The 19,596-nt window shown below is 64.6% G+C and carries 21 protein-coding genes; 6 read left to right on the top strand and 15 right to left on the bottom strand.

Annotation, left to right across the window (positions count from 1 at the left end; translation table 11 throughout):
* Positions 1-49: 49 nt before the first annotated feature.
* Complete coding sequence (locus K5H97_RS01595) at positions 50-547, bottom strand: DUF523 domain-containing protein (RefSeq protein WP_028688509.1); 498 nt, start codon at positions 545-547, stop codon at positions 50-52.
* Entirely contained in the window at positions 534-1,157 is a 624-nt protein-coding gene (locus K5H97_RS01590; protein ID WP_028688510.1) for a 2OG-Fe(II) oxygenase, read from the bottom strand. The genes K5H97_RS01595 and K5H97_RS01590 overlap by 14 nt, the downstream gene beginning before the upstream one ends.
* 121 nt (positions 1,158-1,278) lie before the next feature.
* Here K5H97_RS01590 and K5H97_RS01585 point away from each other — a divergent pair, with 121 nt between their 5' ends.
* Positions 1,279-2,031, top strand: a complete 753-nt coding sequence (locus tag K5H97_RS01585) for a DUF2059 domain-containing protein (RefSeq protein WP_028688511.1) — start codon at positions 1,279-1,281, stop codon at positions 2,029-2,031.
* Here K5H97_RS01585 and K5H97_RS01580 read toward each other — a convergent pair whose 3' ends face one another.
* Positions 2,032-2,958: a phospholipase BipL gene (locus K5H97_RS01580; protein WP_028688512.1), complete on the bottom strand. Its 927-nt coding sequence runs from the start codon at positions 2,956-2,958 to the stop codon at positions 2,032-2,034.
* Between the two features lie 88 nt (positions 2,959-3,046).
* Between K5H97_RS01580 and K5H97_RS01575 the strand changes: the two genes are divergently transcribed.
* The 3 genes from K5H97_RS01575 to K5H97_RS01565 all read left to right on the top strand — a co-directional run bounded on the left by K5H97_RS01575 (position 3,047) and on the right by K5H97_RS01565 (position 6,191).
* Positions 3,047-3,640: a DUF6436 domain-containing protein gene (locus tag K5H97_RS01575; RefSeq protein ID WP_051555599.1), complete on the top strand. Its 594-nt coding sequence runs from the start codon at positions 3,047-3,049 to the stop codon at positions 3,638-3,640.
* 65 nt (positions 3,641-3,705) lie between these two features.
* Complete coding sequence (locus K5H97_RS01570) at positions 3,706-5,919, top strand: S-type pyocin domain-containing protein (protein WP_028688514.1); 2,214 nt, start codon at positions 3,706-3,708, stop codon at positions 5,917-5,919.
* Positions 5,916-6,191 (top strand): bacteriocin immunity protein, encoded by a 276-nt coding sequence (locus K5H97_RS01565; RefSeq protein ID WP_028688515.1) that lies wholly within the window; start codon positions 5,916-5,918, stop codon positions 6,189-6,191. The genes K5H97_RS01570 and K5H97_RS01565 overlap by 4 nt, the downstream gene beginning before the upstream one ends.
* A 38-nt stretch (positions 6,192-6,229) precedes the next feature.
* On the opposite strand, the gene K5H97_RS01560 is transcribed toward K5H97_RS01565, so the two are convergent.
* The gene (locus K5H97_RS01560) at positions 6,230-6,781 is read right to left on the bottom strand and encodes a sugar O-acetyltransferase (RefSeq protein WP_028688516.1); all 552 of its coding nucleotides are present in this window, start codon (positions 6,779-6,781) and stop codon (positions 6,230-6,232) included.
* 88 nt (positions 6,782-6,869) lie between these two features.
* Between K5H97_RS01560 and K5H97_RS01555 the strand changes: the two genes are divergently transcribed.
* Positions 6,870-9,233, top strand: coding sequence for a penicillin acylase family protein (locus K5H97_RS01555; RefSeq protein WP_028688517.1), 2,364 nt, complete (start codon positions 6,870-6,872; stop codon positions 9,231-9,233).
* Positions 9,234-9,280: 47 nt separating this feature from the next.
* A complete protein-coding gene (locus K5H97_RS01550) occupies positions 9,281-10,099 on the top strand; it encodes an alpha/beta fold hydrolase (RefSeq protein ID WP_028688518.1) in 819 nt (272 codons plus the stop codon).
* A 37-nt stretch (positions 10,100-10,136) separates the two neighbouring features.
* Here the strand turns inward: K5H97_RS01550 and K5H97_RS01545 are convergent, their stop codons facing one another.
* The 11 genes from K5H97_RS01545 to K5H97_RS01495 all read right to left on the bottom strand — a co-directional run bounded on the left by K5H97_RS01545 (position 10,137) and on the right by K5H97_RS01495 (position 19,593).
* Positions 10,137-11,009: a transporter substrate-binding domain-containing protein gene (locus K5H97_RS01545; RefSeq protein ID WP_028688519.1), complete on the bottom strand. Its 873-nt coding sequence runs from the start codon at positions 11,007-11,009 to the stop codon at positions 10,137-10,139.
* Complete coding sequence (locus tag K5H97_RS01540) at positions 11,006-11,779, bottom strand: amino acid ABC transporter ATP-binding protein (RefSeq protein ID WP_028688520.1); 774 nt, start codon at positions 11,777-11,779, stop codon at positions 11,006-11,008. Before K5H97_RS01540 ends, K5H97_RS01545 begins: the two co-directional genes overlap by 4 nt.
* The gene (locus K5H97_RS01535; RefSeq protein ID WP_028688521.1) at positions 11,776-12,435 is read right to left on the bottom strand and encodes an amino acid ABC transporter permease; all 660 of its coding nucleotides are present in this window, start codon (positions 12,433-12,435) and stop codon (positions 11,776-11,778) included. Before K5H97_RS01535 ends, K5H97_RS01540 begins: the two co-directional genes overlap by 4 nt.
* The gene (locus K5H97_RS01530) at positions 12,416-13,081 is read right to left on the bottom strand and encodes an amino acid ABC transporter permease (protein ID WP_028688522.1); all 666 of its coding nucleotides are present in this window, start codon (positions 13,079-13,081) and stop codon (positions 12,416-12,418) included. The genes K5H97_RS01535 and K5H97_RS01530 overlap by 20 nt, the downstream gene beginning before the upstream one ends.
* A gap of 468 nt (positions 13,082-13,549) precedes the next feature.
* Positions 13,550-14,335: a MetQ/NlpA family ABC transporter substrate-binding protein gene (locus K5H97_RS01525; protein WP_028688523.1), complete on the bottom strand. Its 786-nt coding sequence runs from the start codon at positions 14,333-14,335 to the stop codon at positions 13,550-13,552.
* A 181-nt stretch (positions 14,336-14,516) separates the two neighbouring features.
* Positions 14,517-15,464: a sigma 54-interacting transcriptional regulator gene (locus tag K5H97_RS01520; RefSeq protein ID WP_028688524.1), complete on the bottom strand. Its 948-nt coding sequence runs from the start codon at positions 15,462-15,464 to the stop codon at positions 14,517-14,519.
* A gap of 62 nt (positions 15,465-15,526) precedes the next feature.
* Complete coding sequence (locus K5H97_RS01515) at positions 15,527-16,108, bottom strand: alpha/beta hydrolase (RefSeq protein WP_028688525.1); 582 nt, start codon at positions 16,106-16,108, stop codon at positions 15,527-15,529.
* A gap of 243 nt (positions 16,109-16,351) precedes the next feature.
* On the bottom strand, positions 16,352-16,753 hold the full coding sequence (locus K5H97_RS01510) for an ExbD/TolR family protein (protein ID WP_028688526.1): 402 nt from the start codon (positions 16,751-16,753) through the stop codon (positions 16,352-16,354).
* Position 16,754: 1 nt separating this feature from the next.
* Positions 16,755-17,477, bottom strand: a complete 723-nt coding sequence (locus tag K5H97_RS01505) for a MotA/TolQ/ExbB proton channel family protein (protein WP_028688527.1) — start codon at positions 17,475-17,477, stop codon at positions 16,755-16,757.
* Between the two features lie 30 nt (positions 17,478-17,507).
* The gene (locus K5H97_RS01500; protein ID WP_028688528.1) at positions 17,508-18,305 is read right to left on the bottom strand and encodes an energy transducer TonB; all 798 of its coding nucleotides are present in this window, start codon (positions 18,303-18,305) and stop codon (positions 17,508-17,510) included.
* Positions 18,306-18,603: 298 nt separating this feature from the next.
* Entirely contained in the window at positions 18,604-19,593 is a 990-nt protein-coding gene (locus K5H97_RS01495) for a sulfate/molybdate ABC transporter ATP-binding protein (RefSeq protein WP_028688529.1), read from the bottom strand.
* Positions 19,594-19,596 lie beyond the last annotated feature (3 nt).

Genomic DNA, 19,596 nt, shown 5'->3' with positions numbered 1-19,596 from the left:
CACGCTGCCGTCATGGTCACCATTGCGTGGGAGCGGGCTTGCCCGGCGATCAGACCTTGGCCAACGCTCGCTGCGCGTCTTCCAGCTCCAGCTCGCTGAACACGAGCACCCCTTCGCGACGCAGCAAGGCCGCGGTCACCCCTTCCCCAGCCACCTTCACTCCGCTGAAGCTGCCGTCATAGGTCTGCAGGTTGCCACACGACGGACTGCCGGACTTAAGCACCGCCACACGGATGCCATGCCGACGCACCAACTCCAGCGCCCGTCTGGCCCCGGCCAGAAACGCCTCGCTGACATCGTCGCCGGACACCGTCACTACCCGCGCCTGCCCATCCAGGACCTGAACGCCCTGCCCGCCCGGAATTTCCGCAGGCGGTCGCGGCGTCGGCAGGCCACCGGCCACCTCCGGGCACAGCGGCACCACCCGGCCTTCGGCCTGCCAGCGCTGCACGACGTCGGGATGACCACTGGCACGCCCGTCATAGCGCACTGGCTGGCCCAGCAGGCAGGCACTGACCAGTACTTTCGGCCGCTCAGAACGGGTCATTGCCACGGCGCCGGAACCAGCCGGTCAACGACAGGCGTTCACGCCCGGCCGGGAGCACTTCGTGCGGCACTTCACCCGACAGGAACACCACTAGGCTGCCCGCCACCGGTTGTACGTCGTGCTCGACACCGTCCTGCAGGAACATCCGCAACTGCCCGCCATCCTCCGGTTGCCAACCTTCATTGAGGTAGAACACGGCCGATACCATGCGCCGGTCGTCGTCACGGAAGCGGTCGAGATGGCGCTTGTAGAAAGCCCCCGGGGGATACAGCGCAAAATGGCACTCGAAGTCTTCAAGCCCCAGGAACAAACCCTGGTTGATGGCCTGGCGCAGGCTGTCCATCGCGCCCAGGTAGCGGTCGCAGACCTCCGACTCGCCGGGGTCGAGCCACTGGATCTGGTCGCCACGGATCGCCTCGCGGATCTCCTGCGCGGCGCCGCGACCGACGCTGGCCGGGTTGAGTTCGCCCTCGGCGTGACGGCGACGGCATTCGGCCGCCAGCGCGCGCGACAGCGCGTCGGGCAGGAAGAGAGGTTGCTGCGACCAGCCACGGGTGGCCAGGTCGTCGACGATCGTCGACAGCAGCGGATGTTCGAAAGGCGTGTGCATGGCGCATCATAGCCATTCGCCAATCGCTCGCACAGCGCCACTTGGTCAGGAAGCGCCGCTGGCGACTCGACAAAGCCCCGCCACGCCTAGGACAATAGCGGCCTGCCGACAGGAGTCCTGAATGCGCCGTCTGTTTTCCCTGCTTCTGCTGATGATCTGCACCATGCCTGTCTGGGCGGACAGCCTCGAACAGTTGTACAAGGCCGCCGGCTGGCCCGACCAGCGCGTCCATTTCAACGATGCCGTGAGCGCTGCCCAGCAGCGCTACCGCAACAGCCTGCCGCCTGCCGTCTACCAGGCGCTGGTCAACAACAGCAACCAGCGCTTCCAGGCCCAGGCCATGGACCGCCGGGCCCAGGCGCAGCTGCGCGCCAACCTGGCGAATCCCTCGCCGGCCCTGGCGTTCTTCCAGTCACCGCTGGGGCGCAAGGTGGTGGCCGCCGAGCTGCTGGCCACGCGCAAGGACCAGCTGGCCAAGAATGCCAAGGGCCTGCCCAAGGTCCAGGCCAGCGACAACCGCCTGCTGATCGTCGGCCACCTGGCCCAGGCCCTGCCGGCCCGCGAAGCCGGCGCCGAGGTCAGCCTGGCGATCGCCGGCGTGGCGGCCGACAGCCTGAGCTCGATGCTGCCCGGCCTGTTCGGTGGCGGCCAGGCGCAGAACCTGCTCGATGGCCAGCGCCAACGCTTGATGAACCAGGTCGGCGAAGACCTCAACAATACCCTGCTGTACGTCTATCGCGACCTGTCGGACGCCGAGCTGGAGGAATTCGCCACCTTCGCCGAATCCGCCGACGGCCAGGCCTACTACAAGGCGGCGGTGGCAGCGGTACGCGCCGCCCTGGCCGTGGGCCAGAATGCCGCCGAGCTGAAGTGATCAGCCCAGGCGCTGGCCGATGAAGTCGAAGTAGCGCTGGCGAATGCCGGGCAGCTCGTTGGCCAGGTGATGCCGCGCCTTGGGCAGCATGAGGATCTGCGGTTCGGCGAACTTGGCCTTGAGCACCTTGAGGTTGTAGGGCCAGTCCACCGTGCCGTCCGCCTCGCCCTGCACGATCAGGGGCTGACGCGTGCTGCGCGGCGCGGCTTCGATACGCCGGACCCACTTCATCAACGCCCCCACCCAGGCAGTCGGCAGGCGCCGTGGCTGCAGCGGGTCGGCCTCGAGGAAGGGCAGGAAGGCCGGGTCGTTGGTGTTCTCACTGAAGCGCCGCTCGATGCCGCTGACGAAGTGGCGCAGCACCCGATAGCTCAGTTTCGACCAGTGCCAGGCACGTGGGCGCACCAGGGGCGCCAGCAGGATCACCTGGCCGTCAGCCGGGCTGCGTTCACCCTGGTGCAGCAGGTGATCGACCACGATTGCCCCGCCGGTGCTCTGTCCGCATAGATGCCAGGGTCGCGGCAGTTCCAGCAGGCGGGCCTGTTCGAACAGTGCATCGAGCACCTGCTGGTAGATGCCGAAGTCATCGATGCTGGCCCGCTCGCCGCTGGACAGGCCATGACCGGGCAGGTCGCAGCCGATCACTGCGTAGCCCTGGCCCAATGCCCACGCGATCACATGCCGGTACAGGCCCATGTGGTCGTAATAGCCGTGCAGCAGGAACACCGTCGCCACCGGTTGCTCCGGCAGCCAGAGCTGTCCGACCAGATCGAAGCCCGCCACCTGGAAGCCACCCAGCCAACTGCGCGCGGGCAGATCCAGGCCGTAGAAGCGCTGGTAGGCCTGGCCCTGGGCGGACAACGGCTGGCGATCAGCAAGGGGCGACAGGCTGGTACGCAGCTGGTCGGGATTGAAGCTGGCGGGCATCGGTACATCCAGTGTGAAGCAAGTATTGATCTGCGATATTCAGCTCTGCGCCGCGCCATGGCAAGCTTGGCCCCTCCTCCGATGAACAATGCGACCTCGTGCCAAGGCCCCCATGGCGAAGCGATTTATCACATTACTTGCACTGCTGCTCTGCGCCACCACCCTCTGGTGGGCCTACGACAGCTTCCAGTCCCGCTACCTGCGCACCTTCGACAACCAGACCACCTTCTTCGACGGCAGCCAGCTGCGCCTGCCCCCCGAACTGGCAGGTCCGGGCCCGATCCGCGTGGTGCACTTCTGGGACCCGGCCTGCCCCTGCAACGTCGGCAACCAGCAGCACCTGGGCGAGCTGTTCGAGCGCTTCGCGCCGCTCGGGGTCAGCTTCCATGTCGTGCAAAAACCTGGCAGCCACGGCCGACTGCCGGCCAACCTGGGAGCGCTGAAGCCCCTGGCCAGCCTGCCCGGCAGCGAGCACCTGCCCGCAAGTCCCGCCGTGGCGATCTGGGACCACGACGGCAACCTCGCCTACTTCGGCCCCTACAGCGAAGGTGCGGTGTGCAACTCGAGCAATAGTTTCATCGAGCCGATCCTCAAGGCGCTGGAAGAAGGGCGTCGGGTGCAGGCCTCCAACACCTTGGCGGTCGGCTGCTATTGCCCGTGGAGCAGTGGGCCAGGCCAATAGCCCACTACCGCAGCCTCATCCCAGAGACTCCCTAGGGTAGCGACATACAGAACAAGGAGAACTGTATGTCACGCGAAGGCTACACCAAGCTTACCCCTATCAACGTCAGAGACCGCTACGAAGAACAGTTCCGTTCAACCCCACCGATCTTCTGGGGACATCAACGGGTCCATCCGCTGCAACTGGTATCGACATTCCGCCCTGGCCACCTGGTAATTGACCTGGTCCGCCAGGTCGAATCGGACAAGCAACAGGTTCACACCGACCACGCGCGCCTGCAGGCTACCCAGGACGAACGACTCGACCAGGCCATCGCGACCAGCGCCGGCCCACTGACAAGCCTCAGCGAATCCGCGCGTCTGGAGCGCCAGATCGCTGCCGTCAGGCAGCTCACCGCAACCTACCAGACTCAGTTGCAACAGGCTCGCCAGCAAGCCAACAGCTTCTTTGGCACAGACCCGGAGCATCGCCCACTCAAAGATTTTCTTGCTGTCGTCCGGCAGCCGAACGCCCCCCACGCGCCTCGTCAAGCCTGGCTGAAAGCCTACCGCGCGGCCTTCGAGGCCAAGCGCCTGGCGCGCCAGCTCAATGAACTTCGTCGCCGCCAGGCTCGCCTGCAATGGGCGCTGACCGATACCAGGTACAAGGCAGCGCAACGCGATCGGGTGGTTCAACTGGTCCATCGGCTGGAAACGAAACTCGCTCGCTTCTCCGTCAGTAAGCTTGAGCATGAGCTCGCGCGCGCCTCGCTCGAGGGCGCATTGAGCACATTCCAGCGCCACCAGCATGACGACATCGCAGCCCAGGCCGCAGCCGAGCATGCTCGTGAGCTGGAGCGGGAAACCTCCGACCTGATCCGCGCCCAGAATGCACTCCATAAACATTCTGCGGCCGCTCGAAAGGATAATCTTTCACTCGAGTTCGACAGCAGTCAGCTCGACACCGTGATCACCGAGCAGAACCGCAAGCCACACGCCCAGCGCAATCCGGAGCTGCAGCAATTGCGGGACAGGGTCGAGCTCGAGCGCACAGGCTATGGCATCGATGCGCAATGGGGACGGGCTGCCGACAACCCTCTGCACCTGAGGGCCCATGACGCCATCCACGCCGCATTCGATGAGCAGACACACCTCTCCATGCTCAGCGGACAGACGCCGAGCAATACCCCTGTCACCTTCCACGCCTGGGTCGCCAGCACTCGCCACGTAGTGGTTCTGGCGAGTTCAAGCGGTGCCATCGCGTACTTCGAGGCGTTCTGGGAACTGCTGGGAAAGGCGCTGCAGTCAGCCGCACCACGCTTGCTGGCGCACGCCGCGACCGGCGCCGTTCGGTATGCGTCCCTGATGCTCTACTCGGCCCGACTCGGCAATGGAGAGCGCATGGGCGTCAGTGTGCCGCTGGCCTACATGACTCCCGGCGCGGATCTGACCGCTGAAGCCAACCGCAGGGCCGGGCAGACGCTTGAGCTGGCGCTACGGATGAACGCCGTTCCAGTGGGTGAACAGACCGAGGTATACCTGGCTAGCACCGATGGCAGCAGCCTTCTGCGCGATGTCCGCGTACGCCAAGCCAATTGGGACCCTGCCCTGGAGAGTTACAGCTTCACCGCCGATGGCCCAGGCGGTGCGACGCTGCTCTGGCATCCGGCCACGCCACCGAGCAGCCTGGGCACCCGTGACCCGCTGACCGGCAGCACCACGCCCGCGCTGCCGATCGTCGAGGATCTGACTAAGCATTACCCGGGCACGATCAGTTCGAAGCGCGAGCCGGACATCAACGCATTCCCTGCCCTGCCGGACCCACATATCGACGATTACGTCATTGTCTTCCCCGCCGACTCGGGGCTGTCGCCGATCTATGTGATGTTCCGCGATCCCCGGCAGATCGCCGGGGTGGCCAGCGGTTACGGGCAGATGACGCCGGATCGCTTTCTTGAGGCCGCAGTCACACCAGAGGGCGCGCCGATTCCTTCACGGATTGCGGATAAGTTGAGGGGGCGCAGGTTCAGTAGTTTCGATAGGCTGCGGGAGGCGTTTTGGATGGAAGTAGGGGCCGATCCAGAGTTCAAACAGCACTTCACCTTGAGTAATCAAAAGAGAGTGGAAGAAGGCAGCGCTCCTCATGCTCCCGCAAAAGAACGTGTGGGGAAGCGAGGTACATTTGAGCTCCATCATATCGAGGAGGTAGCCAGAGGTGGCGCGGTCTATAGCTTGGATAACATTGTCGTCATGACCCCACATCAACATATCGCTCACCACAGCAAAAGGAGTAAGGAATGATCAACAAGAGTCGACTTGAAGATTTTACGGAAGCCGAGTTTCTCGGGTTCATTGGAGAGTTCTTCGAAAACCGGTCTGGCCTCAAGGGAAAGGCGTTTGGTCAGTATCAAGATGATTTGGTATGCAAATTCGAAGAAATCATCGAAAACCCATTTGGCTCTGACCTGATCTACTACCCCGGCGAAGGCGCAGATGACAGCCCACAGGGCGTCGTCGACCGCGTCAAAGAATGGCGCGCGGCCAACGGCAAACCCGGCTTCAAGCCCGCCTGACCAAAAGCCCTGCGGCCAACCCCGCAGGGCTTCGCACTTCAGCCACGCACCCGCGCTGGATTACCCACCACCACCGCGCCCGCCGGCACATCCCGGGTGACCACACTGCCCGCACCGACCACGACGTTGTCGCCGATGGTCACCCCCGGCAGGATGATCGCCCCGCCGCCGATCCAGACATTGTCGCCAATGATCACCGGGCGCCCGCTTTCCAGGCCACTGCGGCGCAGCGCCGGGTCCAGCGGGTGGTCGGCGGTGTAGATCTGTACCGCCGGGGCGATCTGGCAATCGGCACCGATCCGCACAGGAAGCACGTCGAGAATCACGCAGTTGAAGTTCATGAAGGTGTTGGTGCCCACACTGATGTTGTAGCCGTAGTCGCAATGGAATGGCGGGCGGATCACCACGCCGCTGCCCACACTGCCGAAATGCTCCTCCAACAGGCCATGACGCGCCTCGTTGGGCTGATCGACACTGTTGTTGTAGCGGTGCATCCAGTGGCGGTTGGCCGCCTGTTCGGCTTGTAGCTCGGGACAGCCGGCATGGTAGAGCTGGCCTGCCAGCATTTTCTGTTTTTCGCTGAGGGACATGGAAACTCCTTCCAGGGGACTATGCTCAGTTCGCGAATCCGCCGATGATCGGACCATATTTTCTCGTTCGAGTGCACAAGGAGTCTCGATGAAGCGCAGCCTGACCTTGCTGGCGGTGGTGATCGCAGTGGCCGCCGCAGGCACCGGTTACTGGTACGTGCGCGGCAAGCAGCCGCAACGTGACGGCGAAGTAGCCGTCGGCGGATTGCAGGGGCCGGTCAGCGTGCGCTTCGATGCCCGCGGCGTGCCGCACCTGCAGGCGCAGAACGAGCAGGACCTGTACCGTGCCCTGGGCTACGTGCACGCCCAGGACCGTCTGTTCCAGATGGAGATCATGCGCCGCCTGGCCCGTGGCGAGCTGGCCGAGGTGCTGGGCGACAAGCTGCTGCCCACCGACACCCTGTTCCGCAGCCTGCGCATCCGCGACCAGGCGGCCTTGATGGCGCAGCGCCAGGACCGCCAGTCGCCGGCCTGGCAGGCGCTGCAGGCTTACCTGGACGGCATCAACCAGTGGCAGGCCGGCCATCCCAAACCCATGGAGTTCGACCTGCTCGGCATCCCGCCACGCCCCTTCACCGCCGAGGACACCCTGAGCATCGCCGGTTACCTCGCCTACAGCTTCGCCGCGGCATTCCGTACCGACCCCGCGCTGACCTACATCCGCGACCAGCTCGGCCCCGAATACCTGAAGATTTTCGACCTCGACTGGCAGCCCGACGGCGCCGTGGCCACCCCTCTGGCCGCCGCCGACTGGCGCAGCCTGGAGCAGCTGGCGCGGCTGAGTCACGATGCCCTGGGCGATGCCGGCATCCCGCAGTTCGAAGGCAGCAACGCCTGGGCCGTGGCTGGCCGCCGCACCCGCAGTGGCCGGCCGCTGCTGGCGGGCGACCCGCACATCAGCTTCGCCGTGCCGGCAATCTGGTACGAGGCGGAGCTGTCGGCGCCGGGGTTCAACCTGTATGGCTACTTCCAGGCGCTCAACCCGTTCGCCCTGCTCGGCCACAACCGCGACTTCGGCTGGAGCCTGACCATGTTCCAGAACGACGACGTTGACCTGATCGCGGAGCGGACCAACCCACAGGACCCCGAGCAGGTGATGGTCGATGGCCGCTGGCAGCCACTGGAAAAGATCGAACAGAAGATCGCGGTCAAGGGCGCGGAACCTGCCAGCATCACCCTGCGCCGCTCGCCCCATGGCCCGATCGTCAACAGCGTGCTCGGCGATACCGCAGGCCCGACGCCCATCGCCATGTGGTGGGCGTTCCTGGAAACAGAGAACCCGATACTCGAGGGCTTCTACCAGATCAACCGCGCCGACACCCTGGGCAAGATGCGCGAGGCGGCCGCCAAGGTCCAGGCGCCGGGGCTGAACCTGGTATGGGCCAATGCCCAGGGCGATATCGGCTGGTGGGCGGCGGCGCGCCTGCCGATCCGCCCGGACGGCGTCAACCCGGCGTTCATTCTCGATGGTGCCAGCGGGCAGGCCGCCAAGCCGGGCTTCTACCCGTTCAGCGCCAATCCGCAGCAGGAGAACCCGGCGAGCGGCTACATCGTCTCGGCCAACTACCAGCCGCCCGGCGCAATCCCCGTGCCCGGCTACTACAACCTGGCCGATCGCGGTCGTCAGCTCGATCGCCAGTTGAGCGACCCGGACATCAAGTGGGACACCCAGAACAGCCAGGCCCTGCAACTGGACACCAGCACCGACTACGGCCCGCGCACCCTGGCGCCGCTGCTCGGCACCTTGCGCAATATCGCCCAGGGCGACGAGGAGAAGGAGCTGGTCGAGCAACTGGCCGCCTGGCGCGGCGACTATCCGCTGGACTCCATCAGTGCCACGCTGTTCAACCAGTTCCTCTACGAACTGGCGTTCGCCGCCCTGCACGACGAGCTGGGCGACACCTGGTTCCCGGTGCTGATCAGCACCCGCGCCATCGACGCCGCCCTGCCCCGCCTGGCCGCGGACCCGGCATCGCCCTGGTGGAACCTGCGCGGCGCCAGCGAACGCACCGACCGTGGCGCCATCGTGCGCCTGGCCTGGCAACGCAGCCTCAAGCACCTGCGCGAGACATTCGGCAAGGATCCGGCCAGCTGGCAATGGGGCAAGGCCCACACCCTCACCCACAACCATCCACTGGGGGTGAAGAAGCCGCTCAACCTGCTGTTCAATGTCGGCCCGTTCGCCGCGCCCGGCACCCACGAGGTGCCGAACAACCTGTCGGCGAAGATCGGCCCGGCGCCCTGGCCGGTGACCTATGGTCCTTCAACCCGCCGGTTGATCGACTTCGCCGACGCAGGCGCCGCGCTGACCATCAACCCCGTCGGGCAGAGTGGCGTGCCGTTCGACCGGCATTACGGCGATCAGGCCGAGGACTATATCGAGGGGCGCTATCACAAGGCGCGGATGGGAGTGATTCCGGCGCAGAGCACGTTGCGGCTGGTGCCCAGATAGAAACCGGGGCCACACAGCGGCCCTCTCGCAATCCATGAGGTCACGCAATGCACAAACGCTTCATCGAGATAGACGGAGCACGCATGAGCTATGTCGACCAGGGCCAGGGCTTCCCAGTGCTGCTGGGACACAGCTACCTGTGGTCGTCCGCCATGTGGCAACCGCAGATCGACGCCCTGTCACGGCACTTCCGGGTCATCGTGCCTGAGCTGTGGGGGCACGGCGATTCCGCCGCTCCGCCCGCCAGTACCGTCGACATGGCTGCCCTGGCTCGACAGCACCTGGCATTGCTCGATGCCCTGGATATCCAGAAGTGCCACTTGGTCGGGCTGTCGGTTGGCGGCATGTGGGGCGCGCAGCTGGCCGTTGACCACCCTGAACGCGTCGACCGCCTGGTGCTGATGGACACCTACCTGGGCGCCGAGCCCGAGCCGACGCGGCTGAAGTATTTCGGTTTGCTGGATGCGGCAAGCAAAGCGGGAGCCTTCATAGACCCGTTGCTGGACGTTGTGGTGCCGATCTTCTTCCATGCCGGTGGCCAGACGGTGCCCGAGGTGCGCGAATGCTTCCGTGCGGACCTCAAGGCAAGCAGCGCCGAAACCATCCGGGACAGCCTCGATCCGATGGGCCGGGTGATCTTCGGCCGGCCAGACCTGCTGGCGCGACTGGGTGAGCTGCCAGGAGAGCGAACCATCGTGCTCTGTGGCGACCAGGACATTCCAAGGCCACCGACAGAGTCAGCGGAGATGGCGCAGCTGATTGGATGCTTGGCGGCACAGATTCCATTCGCCGGGCATATCTCCAGCCTGGAGAATCCGCAGGTGGTGAATGATTTCCTGTTGAACTGGTTGCCGCGAAATCGCTGAGACCGGAGGGGGCCGCTGTGCGGCCCCGTTCAGGTAATCAACCCTGCCACTTGCCGCCCTCGACGATCACGCTCTCAGGCTTGGTGTCATCGCTCAGTTCCTTGCGCACGTACTGGTCGTACAGCTTGAGCAGGAACTTCTCCTCGCCCAGCTTGGCCAGCTCGCTGTTCACCCAGTCACGCAACTCGGTGTTGCCCTTCTTCACCGCCGGCGCAATCGGCGCCTCGTCGCCCAGCAACTGCGGCAGCACGCGATAGCCCGGGTTCTGCTTGGCCCAGCTGAACAGGATCAGGTTGTCCTGGGCATAGGCATCGCCACGGCCATTGGCCAGGGCAGCCAGCGACTCGGTGTTCTTCTCGAACTTCAGCAGCTTCCAGTCCGGGTGATTCTTGGTCAGCCAGATATCGGCGGTGGTGCCGGTGGTGACGATGATGGTCTTGTCGGCCAGGTCGTCGAGTTTCTGCACCGGGCTGCCATCGGCGACGATGGCCTGCACCGCCACGCGCAGGTTGGGGTTGGTGAAGTCCACCGCTTCCTTGCGCTCGGGGGTGACGGTCATGTTGGCGAGGATCAGGTCGACCTTGTCGCTCTGCAGGAACGGAATGCGGCTGGCAGGCTCGACGGCGACGAACTCGACCTTGCTTTCATCGCCCAGCAGGTCCTTGGCGAAGCGACGGCCGATGTCGGTGTCGAAGCCCACGTATCGGCCGCTTTCATCGACGAAGCCGAACGGTGGCTTGTCGGTGAACACGCCGACGATCAGCTTGTCGCGGGCCTTGATGGTTTCCAGGTAGCTGGAGGCCGGCGAGGCAGCAGCAGGCTTGGCCGGGTCTTCGGACTTGTTGCAGCCGGCCAGCAGGGCCAGGCCAAGCAGTGGAGCGAGCAGTTTGGCGAACGGGGCAGTCTTCATGACAGTTCCTTGTGCAGTGTCTTGGGCAGGCTTTCGACGAACGAGAATTTCTCCAGGAACTGCTGCGCGCGTGCGGTCTGCGGTTGGGTGAAGAAGCGCTCGGGGTGGTTCTGTTCAAGGATCCTGCCGGCCTCCATGAACACGATGCGGTCGGCCACCGCGCGAGCGAAGGCCATTTCGTGGGTGACGATGAGCAGGGTCATGCCTTCGCGGGCCAGGCCCTGGATCACCTGCAGCACCTCCTTGACCATCTCCGGGTCGAGGGCGGCGGTGACCTCGTCGAACAGCATCACCTGGGGGTTCATGCACAGCGAACGGACGATGGCGATGCGTTGCTGCTGGCCACCGGAGAGCTGGCGGGGGAAGGCGTCGCGCTTGTCCAGCAGCCCGACCCGGGCCAGCAGCGCCTCGGCCTGGGCCTGGGCCTCGCGGCGTTCGCGCTTCTGCACCTTCAGCGGGCCCAGCAGCAGGTTGTCGAGCACGCTCATGTGACCGAACAGGTGGTAGCTCTGGAACACCATGCCGACCCGCTGGCGTACCTGGCGCCAGTCGGTGTCGGGGCCGAGCAGCTCTTGGCCGTCTAGCCGCAGGCTGCCGCCCTGGGCCTCCTCCAGCCCGTTGAGGCAACGCAGCAGGGTGCTCTTGCCGCAGCCGCTGGGGCCAAGGATCACCACCACCTCGCCGGCCGGGACCTTGAGGTCGATGTCCGCGAGCACCTGGTGCTCGCCGAAGAACTTGTTGAAGCCTTGGAATTCGATCAATGGATTCATGCATGGGCCCAGCGCCGCTCCAGCACGCGGGAGGCGGCCGACAGCGGGTAGCAGACAAGAAAGAAGAACAGGAACAGCGCGCCGTAGATCAGCACCGACTCGTAGGTGCGTTCGATGATCTGCTGCCCCGCCTTGATCACTTCGACCACGCCGATCAGCACCGCCAGCGAGCTGGTCTTGATGATCCGCGTGTAGAGGTTGATGATCGGCGGGGTCATGCGCTTGAGCGCCTGGGGCAGCAGCACGTAGCCATACAGCTGCCAGCCGCTCAGGCCGATCGACAACCCCGCCTCGCGCTGCCCGCGTGGCAGCGACTGCAAGGCGCCGCGCACCACCTCGCCGACCTCGCTGGCGCCCCACAGGCCCAGCACCAGCACCGCGCACCAGAAACTGGGAATGCTCAGGCCGAAGAAGATCGGCAAGCCGAAGAACACCAGGTACAGCCAGACCAGCACTGGAATCGCCCTGAACAGTTCCAGGTACACCTGCAGCAGGATGTTCAGCCAGCGCTTGCCGAGGGTCGCCAGCACGCCGTAGAGCACACCGCCGAGGGTGGCGAACAGAATGCCCAGGGCCGAGATCGCCAGGGTCTGCCCGGCGCCCGTGGCCAGTTGCGGCAGCGAAACCAGCAGCAGCTCAATGCCCGAACTGGCCATGTTGCAGCCTCCGTTCCAGGTAGCGCATCAGCAGCGACAGCGGCAGGAAGATCAGCACGCAGAGCAGGGTCAGCACGGCGAGCATTTCGTAGGTCTTGTAGTACAGGGCGATGTAGTTCTTGGTGGTGTAGAGGATCTCCGGCACCGCCACCGCCGACACCACGGTGGTCTCCTTGAGCAGGAACACGAAGTTGGCGAACAGTGCCGGCAGGCTGAGGATGCCAGCCTCGGGCAGGATCACATGGCGCAGCAGCTGGCCCTCGGAGAGCCCGATGGAGCGCCCGGACTCCAGTTGCGCCCGCGGCACGGCTTCTACCCCGGCGCGCAGCACCTCGGTGAGATAGGCGCCGCCCATGAACGTCAGGGTGATGATCGCGGCGGCGAAGCCGGACACCTTCAGCCCCAGGCTCGGCAAGGCGAAGTAGACGAAGAACAGCTGGATCAGCAGCGGTGTGTTGCGGGCCAGTTCCACGTAGCCCTTGACCAGGCGCCACAGGTACGGCGTGCGCAACACCAGGAGCGTCGCGTTGAGCAGCGCCACCAGCATCGAGGTGACGATGGCGATCGCCCCGACTTGCAGGGTCACGCCAACGGCCTTGAAGAAGGCCGGCAGTGTGCTAAGCATGAAAGCGGTGTCGAAGCTCATGGAAAGGGCCTCGACACGGGGTCACGAAGGTACGGCATGGGGCAGGTCCAGGGTCGGCACGAGGGTGGCTCGGCGTCGTTTCACGAATGGTGGCGCTGTGCCGGTAAGCACGATCCCTAGACTCTAAAGGTATAAAAATATTTTTATAAATACCTTTATTGCATATCTATATCACCGCCCCATGGCGCTCAGAAATTTCCTTCATCCCACACGGATCTTTCCGAGCATTTTCCCCTCCAAGGGGTTTCAAACTGTGACTTGCACGGCCCATCACATTCAACAAGGAAGACAACGATGAACAGCCCCTGCTTGCCTGCTTCGAATGAACAATTGCTGTGGCTCCTGGCCCTGCGCCGGGCGCTGGCCAGTCAGCGCTGAAACGCCACGGCGAGCTGGCCCCTCTCCAAGCCAGCCCAAACAAAAACGCCGACGCAAAATGCGTCGGCGTTTTTCGTACCAGGTCGCGTATCAGAACGCCGGCAGTACGGCACCGCTGTATTTCTTCTCGATGAACGCCTTTACTTCCGGGCTGGTCAGCGCCTTGGCCAGCTTCTGGATGGCCTCGCTGTCCTTGTTGTCCGGACGGGCGACCAGGAAGTTAACGTAAGGCGAGTCGCTGCCTTCGATCACCAGCGCATCCTTGGCCGGGTTCAGGCCGGCTTCCAGCGCGTAGTTGGTGTTGATCATGTCCAGGTCGACCTGGTCGAGCACACGCGGCAGCATGGCCGACTCGAGCTCCTTGAACTTCAGCTTCTTCGGGTTCTCGGCGATGTCTTTCGGCGTGGCCAGGGCGTTCTTCGGATCCTTCAGGGTGATCAGGCCAGCTTTCTGCAGCAGCAGCAGGGCGCGGCCGCTGTTGCTGCCTTCGTTGGGAATGGCGACGGTGGCGCCGTCCTTCAGCTCACTCAGGCTCTTGACCTTCTTCGAATAGCCACCGAACGGCTCGACGTGCACGCCGATCACGGTTTCCAGGTGGGTGCCCTTGCCTTCGTTGAAGTTCTTCAGGTACGGCAGGGTCTGGAAGTAGTTGGCGTCCAGGCGCTTCTGGTCGACCTGCACGTTGGGCTGGACGTAGTCGGTGAAGACCTTGATTTCCAGGTCCACGCCCTCTTTGGCCAGGGTCGGCTTGATCAGTTCGAGGATTTCGGCATGCGGCACAGGCGTGGCGGCGACCACCAGTTTCTCGGCGGCATTGGCCAGGCCAGCAAACGAAAGAGCGGCGGCCAGGGCGGTGGTCAGCAGGGTCTTTTTCATGGTGATCCTTGTTCTAAAGCTGGGCCATCGCAGATGGCGAGTCGGGTGCCCACCCGTTTGGGTGGGCGTGAAACGGACAATACCGAGATTTTTTATTCCGTAACAATATCTTTTGATTAGTTGCTTATTCCAAAAACAAATCGCCATCACCGCCTTTGCTTATGAGCGGCCACGCACTGCTCTACGGCGCGGCTTCGCTCAATTGCGCCAAGGCGTTGTTCAGCAACCCGCGCAGTTCGGCCACGGTTTGCGGCTCCCGACTGGCACCCAGTTGCGCGAGCTGACGGGCCAGACTGGCCAAGGGTGCGGTATCCGGAAGGTCGAGGTGCGCCGGGAGGATTTCCTCGCCGTCGCTGACCAGCAGGGCAAAGTGGATGACGTTCTCCAGCTCACGGGTATTGCCCGGCCAGGCATGGGCCTCCAGCGCCTGCTGGGCTGCCTCGCTGATCAGGGGCAACGGCCGATCCAGGCGCACGCTGTAGATACCGACGAAGTACTCGGCCAGCGGCAGGATATCGCCGACCCGATCACGCAATGCCGGCAGCTCGAGTTCACCCTCATGCAGGTAATGGTAAAGCCGTTCGTTGAAGCGCCCGGCGCGCACGGCCTGGGCCAGGTCGATGCTGGAAGCGGCCACCAGCCGCACATCGACCGCCTGCGGCTGGGTGGCGCCGACCCGGGTTACCTCGCGGTTCTCCAGGGCCGCCAGCAGCTTGCCCTGGATCTCCAGGGGCAGGTCGGCAATCTCGTCCAGGTACAGCGTTCCGCCATTGGCCGAGCCGAACCAGCCGGCTCGACTGCTGGCGGTGCCGCCCTGGGTCGCGGCACTGTAGCCGAACAGCTCGGCATCGGCGTAGGTCGGGCTGATGGCCGCGCAGTTGACCGACACGAACAACCCGCTGCGGTCACTGGCGCGGTGGATCTGCCGGGCCAGCAATTCCTTGCCGGTGCCGGTCTCGCCACGGATCAGCACGGGCAAGGGTTGTGGCGCCAGCCGCTCCAGGGCCTGGCGCAACGCCTGGGAGCGAGGATCGACGAACACCAGCGCCTTGGCGCGAATGCTCAACGGGCTCTTGTCCAATTCGGGGAAGGTCAGCAACGGCTGACCGAAAGCAGTGTGAAACGTCATGGAATACTCCCGCCCCGGTCGCACGCGACCGGGGATTCGACTCGTTCGAAAAAACCGGCGGATCAGGCGCGGCGCAGCGCGCGCTGATCGACACGGGCCTGCAGGCGGTAGAGGTAGGCGAAGCCCTGTTCCCAGCGTTCATGGCCGGACTTGACGTTGATGTGCCCGGCATCAGCCAGCAGCCCAGCCTCGGCACTCCAGGCCTGGGCCAAGTACAACGCGCGCGGCACACTCACCGCCGGGTCGTTGTCGGAGCTGACCACCTGGCTGGGGAACGGCAGGGCCTGCAGTGGAATCGGCGCGAAATTGCGCAGGGCCGGCGCGCAGGTCGGCCGCTCGACATCCGCCGGCGCCACCAGCAGTGCGCCACGTACTCGGCACAGCAGCTCGGGGCTGGCCTGGGCTGCCCAATGGGCGACCGTGATGCAGCCCAGGCTGTGGGCGATGAGAATCACCGGCGAGCGTTCGGCGGCAATCGCCTGCTCCAGGGCCTGCACCCAATCGCGCCGCTGCGGGGTCAGCCAGTCGTGCTGCTCGACCCGGGCGCTGTTGGGCAGGCTGCGCTGCCAGTGACTTTGCCAATGGTTGTCTGGCGATCCTTGCCAGCCCGGCACAATCAGGTAACGAATCGACTCATTGCGCATGGGGACGCCTCCGGAAGTTTGCGTGCTTGGGTGCAAGTATAGGGAGGGGGCTATGTTCGTAAAGGAATAAGAAGCTATTTATTAATAACCAAAATTCTTTTAAAGCAACTGTCTTGCACAGTGTTAAGCCCTGCGCCTACAGGGATCGCGAAAGGCTTCAAATCCGCGTCTCCAATAAAAAAAGGGCCATCCCCTGCCAAGGAAAATGGCCCCGAAGCACTTGCCTGAAGAGGGTATCGTCGGTCAGCGCGCGGTGATCACCGCCAGCTTGCTGATCCCGGCACGCTCGATCGCCGCCATCGCGCGGGCGACCTCGCCGTAGTTCACACCATCGTCGGCCTGCAACTGCACACGCAGCTCGGCGTCCTTGTCCTTGGCAGCCTTTAGGTTGGTCTCCAGCAAGTCCGGCTGGATCTCGTCCTTGTTGATGAACAGCTTGCCGCTGCCGTCGATGCTCACCACCAGCGGGTCCTTCTGCTCCACCGGGGCGACGGCCTCGGTCTTGGGCAGGTTGATCGGGATGGCATTGGTCAGCAACGGCGCGGTGACGATGAACACCACCAGCAGCACCAGCATGACGTCCACCAGCGGAGTGACGTTGATTTCACTCAACACTTCATCGCTGTCCTGGGTCGAGAAGGCCATGTCAGGAGGCCTCCTTCACAGGTTGGGTGAAGCCGGTGTGCTGGCGCTGCACCGCGGGGTGCACCAGCACGCGGAAGGCACTCTTCTGCGCCAGGCTGTAGAAGTCGTGGGCGAAGTCGTCGAGGTCGGCCGCGGTCAGCTTCAGGCGACGGAGGAAGTAGTTGTAGACCAGCACCGCCGGCACCGCGACGGCGATACCCACGCCGGTGGCGACCAGCGCCGCGCCGATCGGGCCGGCCACGGTTTCCAGGCTCGCCGAGCCCGCCGCGCTGATGCCCTTGAGGGCTTCCATGATGCCCCACACGGTGCCGAACAGGCCGATGAACGGCGAGGTGCTGCCGATACTGGCGACCACCGCCAGGCCGGTCTCCAGCGAACGGCGCTCGCGGACGATCTGCTGGCGCAGGGCGCGCTCCAGGCGATCCTGGTGGTTGATCGCCTGGCTGAGGTCACTGGCCTGGCCAGGCTCGCCAACCGCGATCGCTGCAAAGCCCGCCTGGGCGACACGGGCGGCCGGACCTGGCAGGTCGTGGGCGGGCTCGGCGGCGGAGTCGAGGCTGGACGCGGCCCAGAACTGCTGGTGGAAGCGTTTGTCCTGGTTTTTCAGGCGCACGAACTGCACGACCTTGACCAGGGCCAGCGCCCAGGTGGCGACGGAGAAGCCGACCAGCAGCCAGATGACCGCGCTTTCAACGGATTCGAGGGGAGATGCCAACAAGCTCATGATGAAGTCCTTCCTGTATGCGGTCGCAAGTTAACGAAGCTTGAAATCGATCGGTACGCTGACCCAGCCCACCTGGGTCACGTCGCCCTGCTTGGCCGGGACGAAGCTCCAGCGCTTCACCGCGGCCAGCGCGGCGGCGTCCAAGGCGTCGCGGCCACTGCTCTTCTGGATCTGGATCTGCCCCGGCTTGCCACTGGGCAGCACCTCCACGCGCAGCAGCACCGTGCCTTCCCAGCCACGGCGCTGGGCCATCTGCGGATACTCCGGCGCCGGGTTCTTCAGGTACGCGGCGTTGGCCGAGGCAGGGGTCACCGGAGCCGGCGCGGGTGGAGCAGGGGCCGGCGCCGGGGGTGCTGGCGCGGCGACCGGTGTCGGCGGTGGCGCCTCGACTGGCTTGGGCTGCGGCTTGGCCACGGGCTTGGGCACCGGCTTGGGTTTGGGGACCGGCTTGGGCACGGGCTTGGCGGCCAGTTCGTCGACCACCGGTGGCGGTGGCGGCGGCTGGACCACAGGGGCCGGCGGCGGCGGCTCGGCCACCGGTGGCGCTGGCGCGGCGAACTCGATGGTCATGGGCGGAATCTTCGGCGGGATGACCGGCAGCTCGGGGGTCGGCTGGTGGCTGACCCAGTACGCCACCGCGCCATGCAGCACCAGCACCAGCAGGCCCAACGCCAGCTTGTCGCGACGCTTCAAGCCGCTGACCGGCGTGCGTTGCAGGCGCAGTTGCGCGAGCGGCAAGCGCAGGGTGCGGCCAAGCTCGACGAGCTCCCCTGGCGCGGGGCGCCAAGGCTGGTCGTAGGCCCGGGCGAAGGTCTGGACATTACCCATTGCTTGAGGCTCCTGGGGTGTTGATTCAGGTGTGTGGCTGAATCATCAGTGCCAGATGCTTAGTTCATAAAGTAATGTTTAAAAGTAAAGTTAGATATTTATGGAATATTTATTTTGATGGATTGCCCACAGCCCGCGTCGTTCTTGGCCTGCAGCAAAACAGCTCGCGAACGATGCTTTATCGGCATTCAAAATATTCGTTCAAGGCATCGGTTCGCTGCGAGGGCTTCGCCCTCGATCACGCTCAGGCAATAAAAAACCCGGGACCATGCCCGGGTTTTTCATCGCAAGCGCCAGCTCAGATATCCGTCACCTTCTGCCACACCTTCGGCCGGAAGAACAACGTTTCCCCCCGCGCCAGCCCGGCCAGGCTGTCGTGATCCTTGACCACCTCGGCTTCGATCAGCTCGCTCTGCCCTTCCACCTTCAGCGTCACTCGCGTGGTTGCCCCCAGCGGCCGGATATCGCGCACCTCGGCGGCATGGTGCCCCTCGGTCTCATGCCGAGACAGCGACACTTCGTGCGGCCGGAACAGCACATGATGGCCCTCGCTCAATGCCAGACGGTTGGAGTCGCCAAGGAAGTGGTAGACGAAGTCGTTGGCCGGCTTCTCGTACACCTCACCCGGGGAGCCGATCTGCTCGATCACGCCCTTGTTCATCACCACGATACGGTCAGCGACTTCCATGGCCTCTTCCTGGTCGTGGGTGACGAACACCGAGGTCAGGTTGATGTCCTCGTGCAGGCGCGCCAGCCAGCGGCGCAGCTCCTTGCGCACCTTGGCATCCAGCGCCCCGAACGGCTCGTCGAGCAGCAATACCTTGGGCTCCACCGCCAGGGCACGGGCCAGGGCGATACGCTGGCGCTGGCCACCGGACAGCTGCTCGGGGTAGCGATCGGACAACCAGTCGAGCTGGACCATGTTCAGCAACTCATGGACCTTCTCGGCAATCTTGCTCTCGCTCGGGCGCTCGCCCTTGGGCTTCATGCGCAGGCCGAAGGCGACGTTGTCGAACACGCTCATGTGGCGGAACAGTGCGTAGTGCTGGAACACGAAACCGACGTTGCGATCACGCACGTCATGGCCGGACACGTCCTCGCCATGGAACACGATGCTGCCGTCATCCGGGGTCTCGAGGCCGGCGATGATGCGCAGCAGGGTGGTCTTGCCGCAGCCGGACGGGCCGAGCAGGGCCACCAGCTCGCCGCTGTGGATATCCAGGTTGATGTTGTCCAGGGCCTGGAAGCTGTTGAAGCGCTTGCTGACGTTACGAACTTCGATCGACATGAA

Origin of the sequence: Pseudomonas mosselii (assembly GCF_019823065.1) — a bacterium.
In the GTDB taxonomy this organism is placed as follows: Bacteria; Pseudomonadota; Gammaproteobacteria; order Pseudomonadales; family Pseudomonadaceae; genus Aquipseudomonas; species Aquipseudomonas mosselii.
Note: the sequence above shows the minus strand (reverse complement) of the source record. Positions and strands in the feature narration are given on the sequence as shown.

What these genes read in the sequence shown, in the direction of transcription:
- K5H97_RS01595 (WP_028688509.1), bottom strand. Translation starts at nt 547, where the DNA reads ATGACCCGTTCTGAGCGGCCGAAAGTACTGGTCAGTGCCTGCCTGCTG.
- K5H97_RS01550 (WP_028688518.1), top strand. Translation starts at nt 9,281, where the DNA reads ATGCACAAACGCTTCATCGAGATAGACGGAGCACGCATGAGCTATGTC.
- K5H97_RS01575 (WP_051555599.1), top strand. Translation starts at nt 3,047, where the DNA reads ATGCGACCTCGTGCCAAGGCCCCCATGGCGAAGCGATTTATCACATTA.
- K5H97_RS01515 (WP_028688525.1), bottom strand. Translation starts at nt 16,108, where the DNA reads ATGCGCAATGAGTCGATTCGTTACCTGATTGTGCCGGGCTGGCAAGGA.
- K5H97_RS01555 (WP_028688517.1), top strand. Translation starts at nt 6,870, where the DNA reads ATGAAGCGCAGCCTGACCTTGCTGGCGGTGGTGATCGCAGTGGCCGCC.
- K5H97_RS01540 (WP_028688520.1), bottom strand. Translation starts at nt 11,779, where the DNA reads ATGAATCCATTGATCGAATTCCAAGGCTTCAACAAGTTCTTCGGCGAG.
- K5H97_RS01535 (WP_028688521.1), bottom strand. Translation starts at nt 12,435, where the DNA reads ATGGCCAGTTCGGGCATTGAGCTGCTGCTGGTTTCGCTGCCGCAACTG.
- K5H97_RS01545 (WP_028688519.1), bottom strand. Translation starts at nt 11,009, where the DNA reads ATGAAGACTGCCCCGTTCGCCAAACTGCTCGCTCCACTGCTTGGCCTG.
- K5H97_RS01590 (WP_028688510.1), bottom strand. Translation starts at nt 1,157, where the DNA reads ATGCACACGCCTTTCGAACATCCGCTGCTGTCGACGATCGTCGACGAC.
- K5H97_RS01495 (WP_028688529.1), bottom strand. Translation starts at nt 19,593, where the DNA reads ATGTCGATCGAAGTTCGTAACGTCAGCAAGCGCTTCAACAGCTTCCAG.
- K5H97_RS01530 (WP_028688522.1), bottom strand. Translation starts at nt 13,081, where the DNA reads ATGAGCTTCGACACCGCTTTCATGCTTAGCACACTGCCGGCCTTCTTC.
- K5H97_RS01570 (WP_028688514.1), top strand. Translation starts at nt 3,706, where the DNA reads ATGTCACGCGAAGGCTACACCAAGCTTACCCCTATCAACGTCAGAGAC.
- K5H97_RS01520 (WP_028688524.1), bottom strand. Translation starts at nt 15,464, where the DNA reads ATGACGTTTCACACTGCTTTCGGTCAGCCGTTGCTGACCTTCCCCGAA.
- K5H97_RS01500 (WP_028688528.1), bottom strand. Translation starts at nt 18,305, where the DNA reads ATGGGTAATGTCCAGACCTTCGCCCGGGCCTACGACCAGCCTTGGCGC.
- K5H97_RS01560 (WP_028688516.1), bottom strand. Translation starts at nt 6,781, where the DNA reads ATGTCCCTCAGCGAAAAACAGAAAATGCTGGCAGGCCAGCTCTACCAT.
- K5H97_RS01510 (WP_028688526.1), bottom strand. Translation starts at nt 16,753, where the DNA reads ATGGCCTTCTCGACCCAGGACAGCGATGAAGTGTTGAGTGAAATCAAC.
- K5H97_RS01525 (WP_028688523.1), bottom strand. Translation starts at nt 14,335, where the DNA reads ATGAAAAAGACCCTGCTGACCACCGCCCTGGCCGCCGCTCTTTCGTTT.
- K5H97_RS01580 (WP_028688512.1), bottom strand. Translation starts at nt 2,958, where the DNA reads ATGCCCGCCAGCTTCAATCCCGACCAGCTGCGTACCAGCCTGTCGCCC.
- K5H97_RS01585 (WP_028688511.1), top strand. Translation starts at nt 1,279, where the DNA reads ATGCGCCGTCTGTTTTCCCTGCTTCTGCTGATGATCTGCACCATGCCT.
- K5H97_RS01565 (WP_028688515.1), top strand. Translation starts at nt 5,916, where the DNA reads ATGATCAACAAGAGTCGACTTGAAGATTTTACGGAAGCCGAGTTTCTC.
- K5H97_RS01505 (WP_028688527.1), bottom strand. Translation starts at nt 17,477, where the DNA reads ATGAGCTTGTTGGCATCTCCCCTCGAATCCGTTGAAAGCGCGGTCATC.